18 protein-coding genes and 1 tRNA gene are annotated in these 21,940 nt (G+C 61.7%); 13 read left to right on the top strand and 6 right to left on the bottom strand.

Annotation, left to right across the window (positions count from 1 at the left end):
- Positions 1 to 13: 13 nt before the first annotated feature.
- The 3 genes from AARI_RS18660 to AARI_RS10640 all read right to left on the bottom strand — a co-directional run bounded on the left by AARI_RS18660 (position 14) and on the right by AARI_RS10640 (position 2,082).
- A complete protein-coding gene (locus tag AARI_RS18660) occupies positions 14 to 835 on the bottom strand; it encodes a PKD domain-containing protein (RefSeq protein WP_157867136.1) in 822 nt (273 codons plus the stop codon).
- Positions 836 to 897: 62 nt separating this feature from the next.
- Positions 898 to 1,533: a DUF6318 family protein gene (locus AARI_RS18655; protein WP_013349300.1), complete on the bottom strand. Its 636-nt coding sequence runs from the start codon at positions 1,531 to 1,533 to the stop codon at positions 898 to 900.
- A gap of 285 nt (positions 1,534 to 1,818) precedes the next feature.
- Complete coding sequence (locus AARI_RS10640; RefSeq protein ID WP_013349299.1) at positions 1,819 to 2,082, bottom strand: hypothetical protein; 264 nt, start codon at positions 2,080 to 2,082, stop codon at positions 1,819 to 1,821.
- A 445-nt stretch (positions 2,083 to 2,527) separates the two neighbouring features.
- On the opposite strand from AARI_RS10640, the gene AARI_RS10635 reads away from it, so the two are divergent.
- Together AARI_RS10635 and AARI_RS10630 are read left to right on the top strand one after the other, a co-directional pair.
- Complete coding sequence (locus AARI_RS10635) at positions 2,528 to 3,607, top strand: IS110-like element ISAar16 family transposase (RefSeq protein ID WP_013348067.1); 1,080 nt, start codon at positions 2,528 to 2,530, stop codon at positions 3,605 to 3,607.
- A gap of 80 nt (positions 3,608 to 3,687) precedes the next feature.
- Positions 3,688 to 4,965, top strand: coding sequence for an ISL3-like element ISAar15 family transposase (locus tag AARI_RS10630; protein WP_013348066.1), 1,278 nt, complete (start codon positions 3,688 to 3,690; stop codon positions 4,963 to 4,965).
- Positions 4,966 to 4,988: 23 nt separating this feature from the next.
- On the opposite strand, the gene AARI_RS10625 is transcribed toward AARI_RS10630, so the two are convergent.
- Positions 4,989 to 5,276: a hypothetical protein gene (locus AARI_RS10625; protein WP_157867135.1), complete on the bottom strand. Its 288-nt coding sequence runs from the start codon at positions 5,274 to 5,276 to the stop codon at positions 4,989 to 4,991.
- 96 nt (positions 5,277 to 5,372) lie between these two features.
- A complete protein-coding gene (locus AARI_RS10620) occupies positions 5,373 to 6,014 on the bottom strand; it encodes a TIGR03085 family metal-binding protein (protein ID WP_041648827.1) in 642 nt (213 codons plus the stop codon).
- Between the two features lie 134 nt (positions 6,015 to 6,148).
- Between AARI_RS10620 and hisI the strand changes: the two genes are divergently transcribed.
- The 11 genes from hisI to pyk all read left to right on the top strand — a co-directional run bounded on the left by hisI (position 6,149) and on the right by pyk (position 21,537).
- Positions 6,149 to 6,550: a phosphoribosyl-AMP cyclohydrolase gene (gene hisI / locus AARI_RS10615; RefSeq protein WP_013349296.1), complete on the top strand. Its 402-nt coding sequence runs from the start codon at positions 6,149 to 6,151 to the stop codon at positions 6,548 to 6,550.
- Between the two features lie 80 nt (positions 6,551 to 6,630).
- Positions 6,631 to 8,202 carry an anthranilate synthase component I gene (locus AARI_RS10610; RefSeq protein ID WP_013349295.1) on the top strand — a complete coding sequence of 524 codons (1,572 nt, stop codon included), beginning with the start codon at positions 6,631 to 6,633 and terminating at the stop codon, positions 8,200 to 8,202.
- Positions 8,199 to 8,789: a Trp biosynthesis-associated membrane protein gene (locus AARI_RS10605; protein WP_013349294.1), complete on the top strand. Its 591-nt coding sequence runs from the start codon at positions 8,199 to 8,201 to the stop codon at positions 8,787 to 8,789. Before AARI_RS10610 ends, AARI_RS10605 begins: the two co-directional genes overlap by 4 nt.
- Before the next feature lie 157 nt (positions 8,790 to 8,946).
- Complete coding sequence (locus tag AARI_RS10600) at positions 8,947 to 9,195, top strand: HGxxPAAW family protein (RefSeq protein WP_013349293.1); 249 nt, start codon at positions 8,947 to 8,949, stop codon at positions 9,193 to 9,195.
- A 1-nt stretch (position 9,196) separates the two neighbouring features.
- Positions 9,197 to 10,021, top strand: a complete 825-nt coding sequence (trpC, locus tag AARI_RS10595) for an indole-3-glycerol phosphate synthase TrpC (RefSeq protein WP_013349292.1) — start codon at positions 9,197 to 9,199, stop codon at positions 10,019 to 10,021.
- Positions 10,022 to 10,129: 108 nt separating this feature from the next.
- On the top strand, positions 10,130 to 11,461 hold the full coding sequence (gene trpB, locus AARI_RS10590; RefSeq protein WP_013349291.1) for a tryptophan synthase subunit beta: 1,332 nt from the start codon (positions 10,130 to 10,132) through the stop codon (positions 11,459 to 11,461).
- The gene (trpA, locus tag AARI_RS10585) at positions 11,462 to 12,244 is read left to right on the top strand and encodes a tryptophan synthase subunit alpha (RefSeq protein WP_013349290.1); all 783 of its coding nucleotides are present in this window, start codon (positions 11,462 to 11,464) and stop codon (positions 12,242 to 12,244) included.
- Positions 12,244 to 13,284 carry a prolipoprotein diacylglyceryl transferase gene (gene lgt / locus AARI_RS10580; protein ID WP_013349289.1) on the top strand — a complete coding sequence of 347 codons (1,041 nt, stop codon included), beginning with the start codon at positions 12,244 to 12,246 and terminating at the stop codon, positions 13,282 to 13,284. Before trpA ends, lgt begins: the two co-directional genes overlap by 1 nt.
- Positions 13,285 to 13,857: 573 nt before the next feature.
- Positions 13,858 to 18,477 carry a glutamate synthase large subunit gene (gltB, locus tag AARI_RS10575; RefSeq protein WP_013349288.1) on the top strand — a complete coding sequence of 1,540 codons (4,620 nt, stop codon included), beginning with the start codon at positions 13,858 to 13,860 and terminating at the stop codon, positions 18,475 to 18,477.
- Positions 18,470 to 19,939: a glutamate synthase subunit beta gene (locus AARI_RS10570; RefSeq protein WP_013349287.1), complete on the top strand. Its 1,470-nt coding sequence runs from the start codon at positions 18,470 to 18,472 to the stop codon at positions 19,937 to 19,939. The genes gltB and AARI_RS10570 overlap by 8 nt, the downstream gene beginning before the upstream one ends.
- 86 nt (positions 19,940 to 20,025) lie before the next feature.
- Positions 20,026 to 21,537, top strand: a complete 1,512-nt coding sequence (gene pyk, locus AARI_RS10565) for a pyruvate kinase (protein WP_041648825.1) — start codon at positions 20,026 to 20,028, stop codon at positions 21,535 to 21,537.
- A 176-nt stretch (positions 21,538 to 21,713) separates the two neighbouring features.
- Here the strand turns inward: pyk and AARI_RS10560 are convergent.
- Positions 21,714 to 21,795, bottom strand: a tRNA-Leu gene (locus AARI_RS10560).
- Between the last annotated feature and the right edge of the window lie 145 nt (positions 21,796 to 21,940).

Genomic DNA, 21,940 nt, shown 5'->3' with positions numbered 1-21,940 from the left:
TTGCCGTTCCTTTTTATTCGTTGGCAATGAGTTCCTTTTCGGTCCGCCAGACATCGATCTCGATTGGTTCACTCGGTACAGCTGCTTGGCCAGGGATAGCTTGCCATGTACCTCCGTCGACGCTGAACTCGCCACGATAAAGCGTGGTCACTTCGACTTGAAAAGTGCCTGTATCGCTATAAGAATGGCTGGTCGAAGTCTCGTCTCTCAAAGTGTGGTTGGGTGCTGGTTCACCGGGGAAATCCCGAGTCTTGCTAGAGCCGTCACCGTAATCCCAATTCCACTGCACCGGAATTGCTCTAATTCGAACCGTGGAACCGGAAAGATTCGACGTGAAAGACTGCACTTCTTCCGAGGCCCAGAAGTGTGTATGCCCGTTTTTTAGCGAGAACTTATTCGGATTGCTCGAAATCTCGGAAGCAAGTATGGGATACTCTTTGAATTCATTGATATCTATTGATATCTCTTCGATAAATGAATCCTCAGGCAGGTCTATTTCTGGCGGGTCTCCGGCGCAATATCGGTACTGCCGGACTAGGCGGTCTTCATCGTTCAAAATTTGACGATATATTGGCGCGGAACCATCCGGACACCTAGATTCCTCGGGGATGCTGTCGCAAAATCGTGCCTCAATTTTTTGCGGGTCACAACTTTCGTAGTCTCGAATCGAGTACTTTTCTTTTGGAACAGATTTCGGAGAAGATTGGTTTTTGGGTTGCCGCTTGTAGTTAAAGTTTTCCTTTTTGTCGTGCTCTTCATGAATCGATTCAGGGCGCATTCGAATGCCATTTTCTTCGTCGCCTGCCGCATAAAGAGGTAACTGGATGGTGTTCAACGAAAGTGTTCCAATGGAGAAAGCAAGAAGTAAGCGTAGGCCCCTTGAGTATTGCAACTTCATCATTCTGAACCGACTATTTCGTAGACCTGCCACCTCTGGTCAAAGCTCACACCAATGGCAACAGTCGTAGGTTCTAGCTCGTCTAACTCGGCTGACAGATCATTTGCTCCGAGGTAGATTTTGGCTCTGTCAGCGGTGTATTCGACGGTGACTGCTGCAAGCTTGTCTCCCGTTATATACGAATCTAGAATTTTGGGATGGTGTTTTCCACCGACTTGCCATTTCCCTACTTTCTTGGCTTCTGTGGCTTCATCGATTATTGAAACTCCACATACTATGCAGTCTTTCGTGGTGACCTTTTTTAGTGGGTCGGCATCATTTGTTTCGATGGAGTAGTTCACGAGGTCAAAATAATATTTGGTGAAGGCCGCGGCACCTTCTTCGCTGTATTCCTTCGCATCCGCCGGCATCTTTGGGATTGGAACATTTTCCGCTGGTCCCGCCGCCGAAGCAGGTTTGTACTCGTTCGTATTGCTTGGTGTCGTCGTCGGTGACTGCGGGACTTTGGTGGGCGAAGCCGATGTTTCCTTGGAAGGGTGCTGCGTTGGAGTTTCAGCGTTTCCTGCATTGCACCCCGAAAGCACGAGGGCGGCAGCCGCGAAAGACGCGGCAATCTTAATTTTCCGAGCGTTCATGTGAACTCTCCATGATCATCGGGAATGCCAAGTTGTGCGCCATCCTATTCCTGTGCGCCGAGAAAGTGGAGAGGTTTTAAAGAATCTGTGGATAAGTCATCACATAGAAGACCGGCACTCACGTTGTCTATTCGCGCATCTAATGCGGGGCGGGACTGCAGTCGGAGTGCTAGAAGACGGCCTAAGCAATTCTCTGTTTTCGGTACTTCTGGGGCTCGCTTATGGTCCATTTGCTTCAGCGCCGCAGGATTCGCAGAGTTTTTGATTGGGGGAGGGAGACTATGGTCAGCTCAAGGAAGCATCTTTAGCAGCGTCCTCGAGCGTGAGGCCCGTGATCTTCCAGCCGTTGACGGTGTATTCAAAGTCCATGGTGATTTCGTCCAGCTCTTCTTCCACCTCGATGATCCCTTGAGTGGGGGTGAGTACAGAGCGCTTACTTAGTAATAGTTCGCCAACGAGATAAGCCTTGTTGCTATCAAATTGGACGATGTAGTTCGTGTACAAGTAGTGATAGCCGCCGATTTGAATATCATCAGGGGAAGTCGTCAAATCTTCTTGTTCGTGGAAGACTTTCCAGCATTCTTCGGCCTTGCACGGACCTGCGACGATCGGGTCGAAATCGGCAGAGACGCTGTTGATGGTTTCATAGTGGCTCTTCGATTTTTAGCGTGGTGACCCGAAAAAGAAGTAAGGCTGTGAGTCTTGTAGTGGCTGGTCTGGGATCAGCTGGCAGGGTAGATGCCAGGCTTCCCTCCGACGTGGGCATGACTCAAAGTAAGGCTGACCCCTGAGGTGTCGTTTGCGAGAATTGTCTGTCTACGTTGTTGGGCGGCCGGCGCCAACCCGGCCCACCTCGGTAGCCTGATCAGAAGAATGTCCACCTATCAGGGTGTGACCCATCACAGTGTTGCTCCAACGGTGACTTCCTTCCCGGACTGGTACCGGCCGCACGGCCGAAGATCCTGTCCGTGAAAAGAAGAAAGTACCAAGCCGTATGACTATCCTCCCGCAGACCGTTGCCAAGACCTACTCCTATATCATCGGAGTGGATACCCACGCCCGTAAGCATGTCTATTCCATCATCACCTATACCGGCGAACACGTGGAAACCAGGGATTTTCCCGCCACCAGTTCCAGCATCAAACGCGCTATCGCTTGGGTCGGCAGGCGCACCGGAGCCGATGCCAGCACCCTGTGGATAATTGAAGGGACAGCCTCCTACGGTGCCGTAGTCACCGGTGCGGTCACCGATGCCGGCTACACGGTCGCCGAAGCACCTAGCGGCTACCAGAAAGCCGGGCGCGGCGTGGGTAAGACTGATCCGTTGGATGCCCAGCGCATGGCTGCCGCCGCGCTACCCATCGAGGTGCAGAAGCTGCGTGTTCCGCGACTCAATGACGGTGCCCGCGCTGCTTTGCGCGTGCTGGTGACGGCCCGTGACATGCTGGCTGTGGAGCGTACGAAATACGTCAACGCGCTCACCGCACTGCTGCGTGTGACCTCGCTTGGCATCGATGCCCGCAAACCCTTGAGCAGCACTCAGTTCCTCGAGGTAGCGGGGTGGCGGAGCCGGGAGGAAACCATCGAATCGCAGGTTGCCCGTGCCGAAGCCGTGCGGTTGGCCCGACGCGTCGGTGAACTGGACACGCATATCAAGGAAAACACGACTCAGATGACTGAGCTGGTCAAGCTCAGCGAAGGCAAGGAACTACTTGAGCTCACCGGTATCGGTCCGGTGGTGGCGGCGGTCTGCGTGGCCGCGTGGTCCCATCAGGGCAGGTTGCGTTCGGAGGCTGCATTCGCTTCTCTTGCGGGCGTGAATCCCATCCCTGCATCTTCAGGGAACACGGTGCGCCACCGGCTCAATCGTCGAGGTGACCGGCGGTTGAACAAGGCCCTGCATACCGCTGCGATGGTACGGATGACCCATGACGAGGAGACCCGGGCCTACGTGGTCAAACGCACGGCGGAAGGCAAGACGTTGAAAGAGATCCGTAGATGCATCAAGCGGTTTTTGGCACGCCGAATATACAAGATTCTGGAATCTGCGGAAGTGCTACCGCTGACGGCTTGACAGATATAGAAGAGTCTCGCAGTCCCTTCTGCGAAAATGGATGTTGACTAAAACAATTCATACGCAAGGAACTACGAGCCGTGATCAAGGATACCGGCCGAATCGATGCTGCGTCGATTCTGTTGAACCTCACCGACTACCGCGTCATCACCGTGACTCAGGAACTTGCCGGACGGCAGGTACTTGTTGAGCCCATCGAAACCGAAGCCGCTTGCCCCTCCTGCGGGGTACTGACTACCCGAATCCAAGCAAGGCCGGTGCACCAGGTCAAGGACCTGCCCGCCGGCGGTGACGACCTGCAGGTGTTGGTACGCAAACGCCGCATGGCCTGCCAAGAACCTGCCTGCGAACGCCGTTCGTTCGTGCAAACCACCGAGCAACTGCCCTTCCGCGCACGGATCACCACCAGGCTCTCCCAACGGCTCGTGGACGAGATGAGCTGCGAACTGCGAGCCGTGTCCCGGGTCGCCGCAGCGCATGGGGTGTCATGGCCAACGGTCATGGCCCGACTGACCACCGTCGGTGAACTCGTCGGGAATGTGGACCGGATGTTCATCCGGCGCCTGGGCATCGATGAGCACCGGTTCCGCAAAGTCCGCTACGCCCTTGGCCGGACCGGGAAAGTCGTTCGGATTGAGCCGTGGTCCATCGTCTTCACCGATCTGGACACCGGAAAGATCCTGGATATCGTGGACGGACGCCGCGGAACAGCGGTAAAGAAGTGGTTGAAGAACCGGCCACGGTATTGGCGCCAACGGGTGCAGTACGTCGCGATCGACATGTCTGCCGAGTTCCGCAAAGCGGTGCGTGAGAATCTGCCCAAGGCGAAGGTCAGCGTGGACCATTTCCACGTGATCGCCCGGGCGAATCTGATGATCACCCAGGTCCGCCGCCGCCGTTCCCACGAAGTGCACGAACGCCGTGGCAGGGCCACGGATCCGGCCTACAAGTACCGGAAGCTACTAACCTGCAACTTAGAGAACCTGTCGATCAAGCAGGTGGAACGGCTGAAGCTGATCCTTGAATCAGACCCGGAACTCGGAGTGATCTATGGAATCAAGGAACACGTGCGGCAACTGCTGAAAACCGCTGATATCCATGAATTCCAGTCCCGGTGGGCGGTGCTGGAGAAATCAGTGAAGGCCACAAAAATGACCGAGGCGAAAACATTGTTCCGCACGTTGACCGCCTGGCGGCGGGAGCTGCTGGTGTTCGTACGAACGAGGTTGACCAACGCCCGGAGCGAGGCGGCGAACCTGACGGCGAAGAACCTGAAACGCATCGGTCGAGGCTATCGGAATCATGGTCATTATCGGCTTCGGATATTGTTGTACACGGCGGGCCTACGGCCGTGCTGAACATCCTGCACCACGCTTAACTTTTAAGAGCCTTCATAGTCGAGCAGGTCGAAGAAAAACGTGGCAACGTCACGTACCCCGTCCTGAGATTTTTCATACCCAATATCGGCCAGCTCTGGTGCATCAGGATCGGTTGGATCCATTAGCTCCGTGGAACTGGGCACGCTCGGCTCGGAAGCAATCGGAGCGGTTTCAGCGGGGGCTAAGGAATTGGCAAGCGCTGCAATCAAAGCAGCCAGAACCAATATCGGGACCAAGGCGATCGCGATATTAGGGCAACGGGCAAGCAGTTTTCGCAAATTCATGTTCAAGCTCCAGACCTGGGAGATGTCGATTGCTCGAAATCCTAGGTCGGTGCAGAACCGATACGGACGCTTTGCTCGAAATTGTGGATAACGCCCGGAGCGCTACATTCCTGGTTTGAAGCCCTTGACGATTTCCAATGCCGTTTCTCCACCTTCAAACAAGACGAGGCTTTGGTCGATGCGGCCGAAGGAGTACATCATCAGCTCGGTAACCGGTCCGGTAATCGACACCGCGTTCGGAGCCTTCTTGGCAACATGGCGTTGACCATCCGGACGAGTCAAGATGATGCCGATCGGCGCGTGCCGGAACAGTACGCGAGTCATGCGAATCAGCGACTGCCAGAGCAGCTCGGTGTACTCGGTATCCAGCACGCGTGGAGCCCACTGCCCGCGGGCGCGGCGCACATCTTCGGTATGGATGAAGAATTCAGCAAGGTTCGCGGACTGGTTGATCTTCTCGATCGCAAACGGCGAGAGAGCAGGAGGTCCAGAACGGAACATGCGGACCAGTGCGGCATAGCCCTCCGGGGTCTGCGCCTTGATGACCATCTGGTTGAGTTTCGCGTCAAGCTTCTTGGACAGAGGCTTGAAAATAACGCCCGCACCAAGCACGGAACTTTCGCGCAACACAAGGTGAGCGGCGAGATGGCGAGTCTGCCAACCGTCGCAAAGGGTGTCGGCGGTAGGTCCTGCCGCAAGCAGGGTCTCGGCCAACGCAAGTCTGGAAGCCTGAACTAAGTGCATCACTTCTGAAACTAGCACGCTCCAAGTAAGTAATTGTGCAAGGTGCACCAGGTGTCGCAAAGAGAGCGCGGCTCGTCGACGAGCGGTACGTCACAGGGCTCTGGATCCCGCGGGAAACCAGTATGCTAAAGGGGATGTCTACTTCCAATAACGGCTCGAATCCGAGCCCTGAATCCCACAGCCTCGACCCGGCAATTGCCCAGCGCCTCAAGCGAGATGACAATGGGCTGTTCGCCGCCATCGCGCAGCAGTACGACTCCGGGAAAGTTCTGATGCTCGGCTGGATGGACGACGAAGCCCTGCACCGCACCCTGACTAATGGCCGAGTCACCTACTTCTCGCGCTCCCGCCAAGATTATTGGCGTAAGGGCGACACCTCCGGCCATTTCCAGTTCGTGAAGTCCGTGGCCCTCGATTGCGATGGCGATGCACTGCTGATCCAGGTTGACCAGGTAGGCGCTGCGTGCCACACCGGCACCGAGTCCTGCTTCACCGACCGGCAGCTGCCGGCAGTGATCGGCAACCGACCCGAGTAAAACTTCCCAGGCACCACATTTGCTGTGCCTGGCTGCGCGCCGCACAACCCGCGCGAAGAACACGTAGAAGAAGAACACTGATGAAAACTCTTGGCAAGATTTCCCCATCCCGCGAGTCCTTCCGCGCCATGGCCACGAACCGCCGCGTGATCCCGGTGACCATCACGGTGCTGGCCGACTCGCTCACGCCCATCGGCTTGTACCGCACCTTGGCGCAGGGCCGGCCCGGCACCTTCCTGATGGAATCGGCTGCCCCGGGCGGCGTATGGAGCCGCTACTCGTTCGTCGGCGTGAATTCGCCGGCGACCTTGAGCACCCGCGCAGGAGAGGCCTACTGGCAGGGCCAGGTGCCCGAGGGGCTGCCCACCGGCGGGGTGAGCGTAGAGGTGCTGCGCGACACCGTGCGCGCGCTGCACACCGAACCGGTACCCGGAATGCCTCCGCTGACCGGCGGCATGGTCGGCTTCATTGGCTGGGAATGCGTACGGCACTGGGAGAAGCTGCCCAACCCGCCGGCCGATGACCTGAACCTGCCCGAGCTGAGCATGAACCTCGTTGCAGACATGGCCGCGCACGACGCCGCCGAAGGCACCGTCACGCTCATCGCCAATGCCATCAACTTCAACGGCAGCGACGAGAACATGGATCAGGCCTATGACAGTGCGGTCACCCGCCTGCAGGCGATGCTCGACCAGCTGGCCGTGCCGGTGGATTCGGCAGCCGCGGTGCTCACCGGCACCGATGTTGACCGCGGAACCCTGATGGACGCGGTCACCCACTCCTGGGATGAGAACGAATACCTGGCGGCGCTGGCCAAGTCCAAGACCGCGATCGTGGACGGCGAAGTCTTCCAGATCGTGGTTTCGCGTCGCTTCGAACTGGAAACGAAGGCCGACGCGCTGGATGTCTACCGCGTGCTGCGCGCGACCAACCCGAGCCCGTATATGTACCTGTTCAATTTCGAGAACGAGGACGGCGAGACCTTCGAGATCGTCGGTTCTTCGCCTGAAGCGCTGGTCACCGTCAACGACGCGCACGTGGTCACCCACCCGATCGCCGGTTCCCGCCCACGCGGTGCGAACTACGAAGATGACCAGCTGCATGAGAAGTCGCTGGTCAACGATGCGAAGGAACGCGCCGAGCACCTGATGCTGGTGGACCTCTCGCGCAACGACCTGTCCAAGGTCTGCCAGGCCGGCACCGTGGAAGTCACCCAGTTCATGGAGGTCGAGCGCTTCAGCCACATCATGCACCTGGTCTCCAACGTGGTTGGCAAGACCCGTCAAGACGTGGACGCCTACGATGTGCTCGCCGCGACCTTCCCGGCCGGCACGCTTTCCGGGGCCCCGAAGCCGCGCGCGCTGCAGCTGCTCGATGAGTACGAACCGTACCGCCGCGGCATCTACGGCGGCGTGGTCGGCTACCTGGACTTCGCCGGCGACATGGACATGGCCATCGCCATCCGCTCCGCGCTGCTCAAGGGCGGCCGGGCGTACGTGCAGGCCGGCGGCGGCATCGTCAACGACTCGAAGTTCGCCGACGAAGCGCTGGAAACCGTGAACAAGGCAGCTGCCCCGCTGCGCGCCGTGTGGGCTGCGCAGTCGATGCAGGCCGCCAATACCACCAACCCCGAATCAGGTGTCAGCAAGTGAAGAAATTGACCAGCGCCCGGAACCTTGCCTTCTTCGGCATGCTCGGCGCCTTGATCGGCCTCTGGTCGGCAACGCGCACCTGGATCACCGTCGATGTGGTCTCCAGCTCAGTGCAGATCCCGCAGATCGTGATCGACGGGGCGACCGCCGCCGCTTCGGTCACCGCGGTCTGCGTGGTGGTGCTGGCCGGTTCGCTGGCGCTGCTGATCGCCGGGAATCTCGCCCGCTACATCATCGCAGCCATCTGCCTGCTGGCTGGTGCCACGGTCATCGTCGCCGGAATCGGCGCGCTGAAGGATCCGCAAGCCGCCGCCTCCACGGTGGTCTCCGAAGCGACGGGCCTGGCCCAGAACGCCGGCGAATACACGCTGACCGTGTGGCCGGCAGTGGCCGTGCTGGCCGGTGTGCTGATCGCTCTGCAGGCCGTGCTGGTGTTCATCTTCGCCTCACGCTGGCCGACCAAGGCCAGCAAGTACGACCGCCAGGCCGCGAAAACCGCGGTAGAACCCAAGGATGCTTCCTCGCGCAACATCGCGAATTGGGAGCAGCTTTCGGCCGGGGAGGACCCGACCTCGGGCGAAAAATAGCCCGCGCCCAAGGTGATTCGCGCCACCAGCACGAAACGAACGCTCCTGAAATAGGAGGTTCTCGCGCTCAAGTGGCAGAATGGAACCTGAAGACCAACGTCACGGGCAGCAACGCCCTGCAACGACGCAGCATCACAACATGAGGAGACATCGAAACATGTCGCAGAACACCGAGATCGATCCGGTATACACCGAAGAGATTGGCCACGGTAACTCCATCGCAGCTTGGGCCTGCGTGCTGACGATGATCGTCGGTACTGTCGTGGCCGGCATCGCTTTCGCCTACTTCGCCTGGTCCATCGTCTGGGTTGGCTGCGGCATCGTGCTTCTGGGCTTGGTTCTGGGCTGGATCCTGAAGGCAGCCGGTTTCGGCGTCGGCGGGCACCGCAGCGGAGCATCGCACTAAATTGACTGTTCTTGATGACATCATCGCGGGCGTCCGGGAAGACCTGGGCGCCCGTCGCGCAATCACCAGCCTGGAAGCGATCAAGGCGGCAGCAGCCCAAGCCGCCCCGGCACTGGACGCATTCGCCGCTTTGGGCGGCCACGCGGACCAAGCAGCCCGCGACACCACCCTGCGGGTGATCTCCGAGGTCAAGCGCAAGTCCCCATCCAAGGGCGCACTGGCTGACATCCCGGCGCCGGCGGTGCTGGCCGCCGAATACCAGGCCGGTGGCGCCTCGGTGATCTCGGTGCTGACCGAAGCACGCCGCTTCGGCGGTTCGCTGGAGGATCTGGATGCCGTGCGCGCCGCGGTGCAGATCCCGGTGCTGCGCAAGGATTTCACCGTCGATGAGTACCAGATCTACGAGGCCCGCGCCCACGGTGCTGACCTCGTGTTGCTCATTGTTGCGGCGCTAAATGATGATTTGCTGGCATCTTTCCTAGAATTGACCCACCAGCTGGGAATGAACGCCCTGGTGGAGACCCACACCGAGGAAGAAATCGCCCGTGCCGTCAAGGCCGGGGCGAAGATCATCGGCGTGAACGTGCGCAATCTGAAGACGCTGGATGTCGATCCGGCCACCTTCGGCAAGCTCGCCCCGCTGCTGCCTGCCCAGGCAGTCATCGTCGCCGAGTCCGGTGTGGAATCCATCGACCAGGTCGCCCAATACGGTGCGGCCGGTGCCGATGCCATCCTGGTTGGCGAGGCGCTGGTGAAGCATGCCGATCCGCGCGCTACGGTCGCCGCGTTCATCACCGCTGGTACCGAGGCCAAACCGCAGCGCTAGCCGCGCGGCGGTGAAGGACCTACAACAGCTTTTCGTGCCCCGCAGGAGTTTCCGGCGGGGCACGAGACTTACCACGAATCAAGCTTCGTAGAAGAAAAGAGGGAATCGATGAGCACTTCGGACAATTCCGAGACCGGCCAGTCGATCGATGCACAGTCGTTGAGGCACGCAAGCGGCCCGTACTTTGGTGCCTACGGTGGACGATGGATGCCCGAATCCCTCATGGCCGCCATGGACGAGCTGAACGAGACCTTCGAAGCGGCCAAGAACGATCCCGAGTTCATCGCCCAGGTCAAGGACCTGAACAAGAACTACTCGGGCCGTCCCTCCCTGCTCACCGAAGCCAAGCGCTTCTCCGAGCAGTACTGCGGCGGGGTGCGCATCTTCCTCAAGCGCGAAGATCTGAACCACACCGGCAGCCACAAGATCAACAACGTGCTCGGCCAGGCATTGCTGGCCAAGCGCATGGGCAAGACCCGCATCATCGCCGAAACCGGAGCGGGCCAGCACGGCGTCGCCTCGGCTACCGCCGCGGCCCTGATGGGCTTGGAGTGCGTGGTCTACATGGGCGCCGAAGACACTCGCCGCCAGGCGCTGAACGTTGCCCGGATGCGCCTGCTCGGCGCCACCGTCATCCCGGTGACCGTTGGCTCGCAGACGCTGAAGGACGCGATCAACGAAGCCTTGCGCGACTGGGTCGCGAACGTGGACAACACCCACTACCTGCTGGGCACCGCCGCCGGCGGCGCACCATTCCCAGCCATGGTCCGCTACTTCCACGAGGTCATCGGCGACGAGGCCCGCGAGCAGATCCTGGCCCAGGCCGGCCGCCTGCCAGACGCGGTCACCGCCTGCATCGGCGGCGGCTCGAACGCCATCGGCATCTTCCACGGCTTCCTGGATGACAAGGACGTGGAAATTTACGGCTTCGAAGCTGGCGGCGACGGCGTAGACACCGACCGCCACGCCGCAACCATCACCCTGGGCCGCCCGGGCGTGCTGCACGGCGCGAAGTCCTACCTGATGCAGGACGAAGACGGCCAGACTGTCGAATCGCACTCCATCTCCGCAGGCCTGGACTACCCGGGCGTCGGCCCGGAGCACGCCTACCTGGCAGACATCGGCCGCGTAGCCTACGAACCGGTCACCGACACCGAAGCCATGGACGCCTTCAAGGCGCTATGCCGCACCGAGGGCATCCTGCCGGCGATCGAATCCGCGCACGCCCTGGCAGGCACCATCCGCATTGCCCAGCGCAAGATCGCCGAAGGCGCCGTGCCCGAAGAGACCATCATCATCGCGAACCTCTCGGGCCGCGGCGACAAGGACGTGGGCACCGCAGCGGCCTGGTTCAACATGATTGACGAAAAGGACGCGGAAGCCGAAATCGCCGCCGCGACCGCGCAGCACTCCGGCTCGCAGAATTCGAAGGAGAAGTAGATGACCCGCGTGACCAGCGCCGAGAAGATCGCCGCAGCCCGCGCCGAGGGCCGTCCGGCCCTGATCGGCTACCTGCCGGCCGGCTTCCCCGACGTCCAAACCAGCATTGACGCCGCCGTGGCCCTGGCCGAAAACGGGGTGGATGTCATCGAGATCGGCATTCCGTACTCCGACCCGGTCATGGACGGCGCAGTCATCCAGGAAGCCACCGTGCAGGCACTGGCCAACGGCTTCAAGGTTCCGCAGATCTTCGAGATCGTGCGCGGCATTACCGAACGCACTAACGCCGCAGTGATGGTCATGACCTACTGGAACCCGGTACTGCGCCTGGGCGTGGACGAGTTCTCCCGCCGCTTCGCTGAAGCCGGCGGCGCCGGGCTAATCACCCCGGACCTGGTCCCGGATGAAGCCGACGAATGGCTGGCAGCCAGCGAAAAGTACGGCCTGGAACGCGTCTTCCTGATCGCGCCATCCTCGACCGAAGACCGCGTCCAGCGCACCGTGGACGCTTCTTCCGGATTCGTCTACTGCGTGTCGCTGATGGGCGTGACCGGTGCCCGCACCGAGGTATCTTCCGCCGCCCAGGCCGTGGTGGATGCAGCGCACAACGCCGGCGCCGAAAACGCCTGCGTAGGCTTGGGTGTTTCGCGCCGCGAGCACGTCGAGGAAATCGGCGCCTACGCTGACGGAGTGATCGTGGGCACCGCACTGGTGGCCGCCCTGCGTGACGGGGGAGTGAAGGCAGTGGGCGCACTGGCCGCTGAACTGAGCGGACGCGCCTGATGGCCCTGGCTGCACAGCTGGCGCTGGCCCTGCCCGCCTCCATCCCTTCGCCGCTACCGGAGTTCTCCAAGATTTCGATCGGCCCGCTGACCATCCACGCGTACGCGCTGTGCATCTTGGCTGGCATCCTGATCGCGCTGTGGCTGACCAACAAGCGGCTGACCGCGCGCGGGGGCAACTCCGATATGCTCTGGGACATCGCCATCTGGACGATTCCCTTCGGCATCATCGGCGGCCGGCTCTACCACGTGCTGATCACCGACCCGATGTACTACTTGGGGATCGGCGAGCAGCAAGCCCATCTGGCTGAGATTCCGCAGATCTGGCTGGGTGGGCTGGGCATCATGGGAGCGGTGTCGCTCGGTGCCTTGGGCGCGTGGATCGGCTGCCGCAAATCCGGCATCCGGCTCTCGGCGTTCGTTGATGCGGCCGTACCAGGTCTGCTGCTGGCTCAGGCTGCCGGACGCTGGGGCAACTGGTTCAACCAGGAACTCTTCGGTGCGCCGACCACCTTGCCGTGGGGCTTGGAGATCGACCCGTCCAGCTACAACTTCCCGGCCGGGCTGCCCGCCGATACGCTTTTCCACCCGACCTTCTTGTACGAGTCACTGTGGAATATTCTTGGCGCCATCGTGCTCATCGGGTTGGATAAGAAGTTCAAGCTGCGCCGCGGTGCGCTGTTCTGCTGCTACATGATTTGGTACGGCATCGGCCGTACCTTCACCGAGTCGCTGCGGCTGGACCCGGCCGAAATCATTGCCATCGGCCCGCTGGCACTGCGTGTGCACCAGTGGTTGGCGATCGGTATCGTAATCGCTGGCGTCATCGCCCTGGTCTTCGTGCTGGGCAAGTTGCGGGGGCAGCAGGCAGATCCGTTCTACCTGCCTGGCAAGGAACCAGCCGTGCTGGCCGCGGCTGCTGAAGCAACCGAAGCAACCGAAGCTGGCAAGGCAAGCAAGGTGGGCGAAGCACCAGCTTCCAACGCCTCGGAGAAGACCCAGGCACGATCTACGTCTGAACCGGACGCTGAAGGCAACTAGCCGGCAACTCGCATTTTCCGCACCATCCAGGTGGCCGGCAAGCACCCAAGCTTGCCGGCCACCGGTGTTTTAACCAATGCTTCGTGGCACCCGCAGCTGCTTTGATGACGTGCCTGTGGCCCAGTATGGCGAAAAATACGGCAAAATTTGGGCAAATTTCCCGACCGCTGTGCAACATGCCCGAAATATGGGCAGGGACGCAAAACCGGCTGAAAATCCGGTTTTTGAGTTCGGCCACCGGAGAAACATGCTTTTTGGGCGTCACCGGGACCAAAAGTTTTTAACATTTCGGAAACATAAGCACGCGTCTGGGAGAAACAAAACCGGCGTAACGTGTGAGCCACGCACCAAACCGGGCCATCGACCCCTAGATCGGCCCGCCGGTGCAGCACCACAACGAGGTGGGAAATGTTCGTCCCCGAAACCTCGATGCGCAAGCAAACCCCGCTTAGCACCGTCGAAAAGTTTCAGCTAGATGAAACATCCAGGCGGCACGGAGCCCTTGCGAAAAGCTAACCCTTTACCGACGGTCCCCGCGCGCCTATCCTGCATGAACCACAGAAAGGCACGCTCATGAGCATGACCGGAGTCCAGATGAACGCCTCGCCAGGTTTTGGCGAGGAACATCCCTCGCCCTACACCCGTTTTTCCGCGATGCCTGCGGCGCAAGGCCTGTACGACCCTGCTGCTGAAAAGGATGCCTGCGGTCTGGCGATGATCGCGTCCTTGAAGAACCAAGCCAGCCACGAGATCGTCGCCCACGCGCTGACCGCGCTGCGCCGACTGGAACACCGCGGCGCAATCGGTGCCGATGAAGGCACCGGCGACGGCGCCGGCATCCTGCTGCACCTACCTGACGCATTCCTGCGCAGCGCCACCACTTTCGAACTTCCCGCCGCCGGCTCCTACGCCGTAGGCATGGGCTTCCTCCCGGCCGACGCCGGCGAACGTGCCTTTGCCGTCCAAGAGCTGGAAACACTGGCCGCCGAAGAAGACCTGAGCGTGCTCGGCTGGCGCGAGGTACCGGTTGACGCCGACGTGCTCGGCGCCTCGGCCCGCAAGGTCATGCCGTACATCACCCAGTTCTTCGTCGCTGCCGCACCAGGCACCGGAGCCAAGTCCAGCGGCGAGCTGGACGCTGCCGCCTGGCGCATCCGCCGCCGCGCGCACAACAAGATGGGCGTGTACTTCGCCTCCTTCTCCAGCCAGTCCATCGTCTACAAGGGCATGGTCTCCACCGCGCAGCTAGAGCCGTTCTACCCGGATCTGTCCGACACCAGCTTCTCCAGCCGCTGCGCCATCGTGCACTCGCGCTTCTCCACCAACACCTTCCCGTCCTGGCCGCTGGCCCAGCCCTTCCGCACCATCGCCCACAACGGCGAAATCAATACGGTCAAGGGCAACCGCAACTGGATGCGCGCCCGCCAGTCCACCCTGAAGTCCCCGCTGCTGGGCGAGGTGCCCGAGGAACTGTTCCCGATCTGCACCCCCGGCGCCTCGGACTCGGCCTCCTTCGACGAGGTCGCCGAAATGCTCATGCTCTCCGGGCGCAATGTCGCCCAGAGCATCATGATGATGATCCCGCAGCCGTGGGAGAATGACGAGCTGATGGACGCGGATCTGCGCGCCTTCTACCAGTACCAGTCCATGCTTATCGAGCCATGGGACGGTCCTGCCGCCGTCTGCTTCACCGATGGAAAAATGGCCGGCGCCGTACTGGACCGCAATGGCCTGCGCCCGGCCCGCTGGTGGGTCACCGACGACGACCTGGTGGTGCTGGCCAGCGAAGTCGGCGTGATCGACGTCGATGAAGAGCACATCGTGCAAAAGGGCCGCGTGGCCCCGGGCAAGATGTTCGCCGTGGACCTTGAAGGCCAGCGTATCGTCGAGGACGCCGAGATCAAGGCCGAAGTTGCCGCCTCCGAGCCGTGGGCCCAGTGGGTCGGGCAGAATTTGAAGACCCTGGATGACTTCCCGGATCTGGAGCACGTGCGCCACAACTCGGCCTCCGTGGCCCTGCGCCAGCTGACCTTCGGCTACACCACCGAAGAGCTGCGCATGCTGCTGGCTCCGATGGCCGCCACCGGCGCCGAGCCGCTGGCCGCCATGGGCACCGACACCCCGATCGCCGCCCTTGCAGACCGGGCGCGGCTGCTGTTCGACTACTTCACCCAGTCCTTCGCCCAGGTCACCAATCCGCCACTGGATGCGATCCGCGAAGAGCTGGTCACCTCCCTGGGCACCGCGATCGGACCCGACGGCAACCTGCTCTCGCTTCAGCGCGTGCCGCAGACCCAGATCGCGCTGGACTACCCGGTACTGACCAACGACCAGCTGGCCAAGATCGTGAACCTGCGCGATGAAGACGGCGCCAAGTACTCGTTGAAGGTCCGCGGGCTCTACCGCCCGAACGGCGGCGAGTCCGAGCTGCGCGCCCGGCTGCAGGAAATCTGCGAGAAGGTCTCGGCGGCAGTGAACCGCGGCGTGCGCTACATCGTGCTCTCCGACCGCGATTCCTCCGCCGCATGGGCACCGATCCCGTCGCTGCTGCTGACTTCCGCTGTGCACCACCACCTGCTCAAGAGCTCGAACCGCACCCGCGTCTCGCTGATCATCGAATCCGGCGATGCCCGCGAAGTGCACCACATCGCACTGCTCATCGGCTACGGCGCCAGCGCCATCAACCCCTACCTCGCCCTGGAATCGGTCGAGCAGATGGCTGAAGAGGGACAGGTGCCCGGCGTTGACGGGCAGCAGGCCAGCAAGAACTTGATCAAGGCCCTGGGCAAGGGCGTACTGAAGATCATGTCCAAAATGGGCATCTCCACGGTCTCCAGCTACTGCGGCGCGCAGACCTTCGAAGCCGTGGGCCTGTCCCAACGCGTGGTCGACCAGTACTTCACCGGCACCGCCACCAAGCTCTCGGGCATCGAACTGGATGTGGTGGCCGCCGAGGCCGCCGCACGCCACGCCCGCGCCTACCCGGAGATCGACGGCGGCGCCCAGCCGCTGGAATTGGAGACCGGCGGCGAATACCAGTGGCGCCGCGAAGGCCCGCCGCACCTGTTCAACCCGGAAACGGTCTTCCGCCTGCAGCACTCCACCCGAACCCGCCGCTACGACGTGTTCAAGGAATACACCAAGGCCGTGGACGACCAGGCCGCACAGCTCAAGACCCTGCGCGGGCTGCTGAAGTTCAAGACCGAGGGCATCACCCCGATCGACATCGATCAGGTTGAACCGGTCTCCGAAATCGTGAAGCGCTTCGCCACTGGTGCGATGAGCTACGGCTCCATCTCTGCCGAAGCCCACGAAACCCTGGCCATCGCAATGAACCAGCTGGGCGGAAAGTCGAATACCGGCGAAGGCGGCGAGGATCCCGAGCGCCTGCTCGATCCGGTGCGCCGCAGCGCGGTCAAGCAGATCGCTTCGGGCCGCTTCGGCGTGACCAGCCTCTACCTGACTAACGCGGACGACATCCAGATCAAGATGGCCCAGGGCGCCAAGCCAGGCGAGGGCGGCCAGCTGATGAGCGCCAAGCTCTACCCATGGATCGCCAAAACCCGCCACTCCACCCCGGGTGTCGGGCTGATCTCCCCGCCGCCGCATCACGACATCTACTCGATCGAGGACCTGGCCCAGCTGATCCACGACGCGAAGTGCGCCAACCCGTCCGCCCGCGTGCACGTGAAGCTGGTTTCCGAATCCGGCATCGGCACCGTTGCCGCCGGCGTGGCCAAGGCCAAGGCTGACGTGGTGCTGATTTCCGGGCACGACGGCGGTACCGGTGCCTCACCGGTGAATTCGCTGAAGCATGCCGGAACCCCGTGGGAAATCGGCCTGGCCGAAGCCCAGCAGACGCTGATCCTCAACGGATTGCGCGACCGCGTCACCGTGCAGGTCGATGGCCAGCTCAAGACCGGCCGCGACGTGCTGATCGGTGCCCTGCTGGGCGCCGAGGAGTTCGGTTTTGCCACCGCGCCGCTGGTGGTCTCGGGCTGCATCATGATGCGCGTATGCCACCTGGATACCTGTCCGGTGGGCGTGGCCACGCAGAACCCTGCGTTGCGCGAACGCTTCACCGGCAAGGCCGAGTTCGTGGTGAACTTCTTCGAGTTCATCGCCCAGGAAGTGCGCGAACTGCTCGCCGAATTGGGAGCGCGCACCCTGGACGAGGTGATCGGCAAGGTCGAACTGCTGGAAACCGACTCAGCGCAGTTCGCCGCGCACGACAAGGTTTCCGGGCTGGCGCTGGAGGCGATAACCCACGTGCCGGATACCGAGCTGGCTGCGCGCCGCCGCCGCATCGGCCAGGACCACGGGCTCGAGGCCCACCTGGACCAGTGGCTGCTGGCAGCTGCCGGACCGGCGCTTTCGGACCGGCTTCCGGTGAGCATCGACGCGGACATCGTGAACACCGACCGTTCCACCGGCACGCTGCTGGGCCACCACGTGACCAAGACCTTCGGGGTGCAGACTCTGGCGCAGGACACCATCAAGGTGAACCTTTCGGGACGCGCCGGCCAGTCGCTGGGCGCCTTCCTCCCAGAAGGCATCACGCTCAAGCTCTCGGGAGACGCGAACGACTACGTCGGCAAGGGCCTGTCCGGCGGACGGATTGCGATCCACCCGCCCAAGAGCACCCTGTCCAAGCCTGAAGAGCAGGTCATCGCCGGCAACGTGGTCGGCTACGGCGCGACCAGCGGCGCGATGTTCATCAACGGCTGCGTGGGCGAACGCTTCGCGGTGCGCAATTCCGGCGCCACGATCGTCACCGAAGGCATCGGCGAGCACGGCTGCGAATACATGACCGGGGGACAGGTGCTGATCCTGGGCGCCACCGGCCGCAACTTCGGGGCTGGCTTCTCTGGCGGCACCGCCTGGGTGCTGGACTTCGATGAAGCCAAGCTCAATCCGCTGGCCGCCGCGCAGGGCGACCTGCTGGTCAACCCGATAACCGATGCGCACGCGCAAACCATCCGCGCGCTGCTCGACGAGCACCTGGCCCTGACCGCTTCTCCGCTGGCAGCACGCCTGCTGCTGGACTGGGATGCCACCCGCACCCGGTTGACCAGCATCACCCCGCGCGACTTCGCCGCCGTGCAGCAGCTGCGCAGCGAGGCTGAAGCCAACGGGCAGAACCCGGATTCCCCGCAGGTATGGAACAAGATTTTGGAGGTGACCCGTGGCTGATCCACGCGGATTCCTGAAGGTGACCGAACGCGTCACCCAGCCTAAGCGCCCGGTTCCGGTGCGCCTGATGGACTACAAAGAGGTCGTCGAACGCCAAAAGGCCGGCACCTTGAAGGAACAGGCCGGCCGCTGCATGGATTGTGGCGTCCCATTCTGCCATTCGGGCTGCCCGCTGGGCAACCTGATCCCGGAGTTCAACGACCTGACCTACAAGGGCCGGATGGACGACGCGGCTGCCCGGCTGCTGAGCACCAACAACTTCCCGGAACTCACCGGCAAGCTGTGCCCGGCTCCGTGCGAGTCTTCCTGCGTGCTGGGGATCAACCAGCCTGCGGTGACCATCAAGCAGGTTGAGGCTGAACTGGCCGAGCACCTGATGGATGCCGGCGATTTCGTGCCGCAGCCTCCCGCCCGCCACACCGAGCACCGCGTGGCGATCGTCGGTTCCGGTCCGGCCGGTCTCGCCGCGGCCCAGCAGCTGACTCGTGCCGGGCACACCGTGGCCGTGTACGAACGCGACGAGGCCATCGGCGGCCTGCTGCGCTTCGGCATCCCGGACTTCAAGCTGGAAAAGCAGGTCATCGACCGTCGCCTGGCGCAGATGGAAGCCGAAGGCACCATCTTCCGCACCGGCATCGAGATCGGCAAGGACATCTCCTGGAAGCAGCTGCGCCGCGACTACGACGCGGTCATCGTCGCTACCGGTGCCACCGTGCCGCGCGAACTTCCAGTGCCGGGCAACCAGCTGGACGGGGTGCACCATGCGATGGAGTTCCTCACCGAGAACAACCGCGTGGTCGCAGGCCAGCACGAGGTTCCGCGCATCAATGCGGCCGGCAAGCACGTGGTTGTGCTTGGCGGCGGAGATACCGGTTCCGACTGCATCGGCACCGCCCTGCGCCAGGGTGCTGCCAGCGTGACCACGCTGGCCATCGGCAAGCAGCCGGGCACCGAACGCCGTGAAGATCAGCCGTGGCCGATGATGCCGGTGCTTTTCGAGGTGCAGTCCTCCCATGAGGAAGGCGGCGAACGCACCTACCTGGCCTCGACGGTGAACTTCATCAACGGCGAGGGAATCGAGCAAAACAAGGTGATCGGTGTTACAGTTGCTAAGACAGAATTTGTTGCTGGCAAGCGCCTCCCGAAGCTTGGCACCGAACGCGTAATCAAAGCGGATCTGGTTTTGCTTGCCCTCGGGTTCACTGGTCCGGAAGTATCCGGACTGGACGAACAGGTCAGTATCGAATTCGACAACCGGGGCAACGTCGCCCGAGATGGCTACTACATGACGAACACTGAATCGGTTTTCGTCGCCGGAGACGCCGGTCGGGGACAGTCGCTGATCGTGTGGGCTATCGCCGAGGGGCGCGCATGCGCGGCCTCGGTCGACAAGTTCCTCATGGGCTCGACTACCCTTCCTGCACCAGTTGCTCCTACTGATAGGGCCATTAGCATCATTTGAGTGACATAGGCTTGAATGCGGCACACCCGAATACCGGGTGGGCCGCATTTTGCCTATGTGAACATGAAAGGCATTTGGCTGACGGAATGAGACGCGCAAAGATTGTGGCAACCTGGGGCCCCGCCCTGGCTAGTTATGAAAACACTGTAGCGGTACTGAAAGCGGGCGTAGACGTAGCCCGTTTGAACATGAGCCATGGAGACCACTCCATGCACGCACAATCCCTGGCGAATGTGCGCACTGCGGCCGCTGAGATCGGCCGCGCGGTCGGCATCTTCGCCGACCTGCAGGGTCCGAAGATCCGTCTGGGACGCTTCAAGGACAACGCCAAGTACATCCTGGAAGCCGGTGAAGAATTCACCATTACCATCGATGACATCGAAGGCACTCGCAACCTGTGCTCCACCACCTTCAAGGGACTTCCTACCGACGTGCAGCCAGGGGACTTCCTGCTGATCAATGACGGCAAGGTCAAGCTCAAGGCCATTGCGGTCGACGAGAAGACCGTGCGCTCCGAGGTCGTCGTGGGCGGCGAAGTGTCCAACAACAAGGGCATCAACCTGCCTGGCGTGGCCGTGAACGTGCCTGCGCTGAGCGAAAAGGATGAGGACGACCTGCGCTGGGCCATCCGTGCCGGCATCGACATGGTCGCCCTGTCCTTCGTGCGCAACGCCGAAGACATCCAGCGTGTCCACGAGATCATGGATGAAGAAGGCCGCCGTGTGCCGGTCATCGCCAAGATCGAGAAGCCGCAGGCCGTGGCGGCACTGGAAGAAATCGTCAACGCCTTCGACGCGATCATGGTCGCCCGAGGCGACTTGGGCGTCGAGTTGCCATTGGAAGAAGTTCCACTGGTGCAGAAGCGTGCGGTCGAGCTGGCTCGCCGCTGGGCGAAGCCGGTCATCGTCGCCACCCAGGTGCTTGAATCGATGATCGAATCGCCAACCCCGACCCGTGCCGAGGCTTCGGACTGCGCCAACGCGGTGCTCGACGGTGCCGACGCGGTCATGCTCTCGGGGGAGACCTCGGTAGGCGAGTACCCGGTGGAAACCGTGGAGACCATGTCGCGGATCATCTCTTCGACCGAAGAGCACGGACTGGATCGCATTCCACGCCTGGGCTCCAAGCCGAAGACCCGCGGCGGTGCGATCACTCGCGCCGCAGTGGAAATCGCCGATCAGCTCGATGCGAAGTACATCGTCGCCTTCACCCAGTCCGGTGACTCGGCACGGCGCCTCTCGCGTCTGCGCCCGAAGAAGCCGGTTCTGGCCTTCACCCCGCTGCAGCAGACCTACAACATCATGACCCTGATGTGGGGTGTGCAGGCACGCTTGGTGGCCTACGCCGATCACACCGACAAGATGACTGCCCAGGTGGACGAAGCTTTGCTCTCCGAGGGACTGGCTGACCTCAACGACCTGGTTTGCATCGCTGCAGGTTCCCCTCCGGGACAGGCAGGATCCACCAACTCGCTGCGCGTGCACAAGGTGGGCGACCTCGCCGACGCCGGCCAGCTGGTCGACGGCAAGCCAATGCCTGCCCGTGAAACGGTTGGTCCATGGGCACCGGAGAACGTTTCCACGCCAAAGAACCTGTAGCTTCGCACTAGCCCGGGTTGAAAATCCGCGCTGTTCCAAAATCTTGGAACAGTGCGGATTTTGGCTTTAAGCAACTGGCGAATTCACTTTGTGAACTCGAACACATTATGGTTGGAAGGGCATGCAAAAAAGGCCGCTGAACCGGAAAATTCCGATCCAACGACCTTCTTGGCTTGTGCCCAAGGTGGGACTCGAACCCACACATCTTTCGATACCGCATTTTGAGTGCGGCGCGTCTACCGATTCCGCCACTTGGGCTGGCACTTTGACTACTTTACTGGAGGTTTTTCAGATTTCCTAATCGAGAACCTCGCGTCTTCGCCTCAACAAGAGTACATGCCAGTAGGCTTAGATGTGAAACCGAGGCAATGTGGCTTCGCTGAACTGAAACCATCAAGAGACT

Origin of the sequence: Glutamicibacter arilaitensis Re117, from assembly GCF_000197735.1 — a bacterium.
Taxonomy (GTDB): domain Bacteria; phylum Actinomycetota; class Actinomycetes; order Actinomycetales; family Micrococcaceae; genus Glutamicibacter; species Glutamicibacter arilaitensis.
Note: the sequence above shows the minus strand (reverse complement) of the source record. Positions and strands in the feature narration are given on the sequence as shown.

What these genes read in the sequence shown, in the direction of transcription:
- AARI_RS10610 (WP_013349295.1), top strand. Translation starts at nt 6,631, where the DNA reads ATGAAAACTCTTGGCAAGATTTCCCCATCCCGCGAGTCCTTCCGCGCC.
- lgt (WP_013349289.1), top strand. Translation starts at nt 12,244, where the DNA reads ATGGCCCTGGCTGCACAGCTGGCGCTGGCCCTGCCCGCCTCCATCCCT.
- AARI_RS10600 (WP_013349293.1), top strand. Translation starts at nt 8,947, where the DNA reads ATGTCGCAGAACACCGAGATCGATCCGGTATACACCGAAGAGATTGGC.
- AARI_RS10620 (WP_041648827.1), bottom strand. Translation starts at nt 6,014, where the DNA reads ATGCACTTAGTTCAGGCTTCCAGACTTGCGTTGGCCGAGACCCTGCTT.
- gltB (WP_013349288.1), top strand. Translation starts at nt 13,858, where the DNA reads ATGAGCATGACCGGAGTCCAGATGAACGCCTCGCCAGGTTTTGGCGAG.
- trpA (WP_013349290.1), top strand. Translation starts at nt 11,462, where the DNA reads ATGACCCGCGTGACCAGCGCCGAGAAGATCGCCGCAGCCCGCGCCGAG.
- AARI_RS18655 (WP_013349300.1), bottom strand. Translation starts at nt 1,533, where the DNA reads ATGAACGCTCGGAAAATTAAGATTGCCGCGTCTTTCGCGGCTGCCGCC.
- pyk (WP_041648825.1), top strand. Translation starts at nt 20,026, where the DNA reads ATGAGACGCGCAAAGATTGTGGCAACCTGGGGCCCCGCCCTGGCTAGT.
- AARI_RS10635 (WP_013348067.1), top strand. Translation starts at nt 2,528, where the DNA reads ATGACTATCCTCCCGCAGACCGTTGCCAAGACCTACTCCTATATCATC.
- hisI (WP_013349296.1), top strand. Translation starts at nt 6,149, where the DNA reads ATGTCTACTTCCAATAACGGCTCGAATCCGAGCCCTGAATCCCACAGC.
- trpB (WP_013349291.1), top strand. Translation starts at nt 10,130, where the DNA reads ATGAGCACTTCGGACAATTCCGAGACCGGCCAGTCGATCGATGCACAG.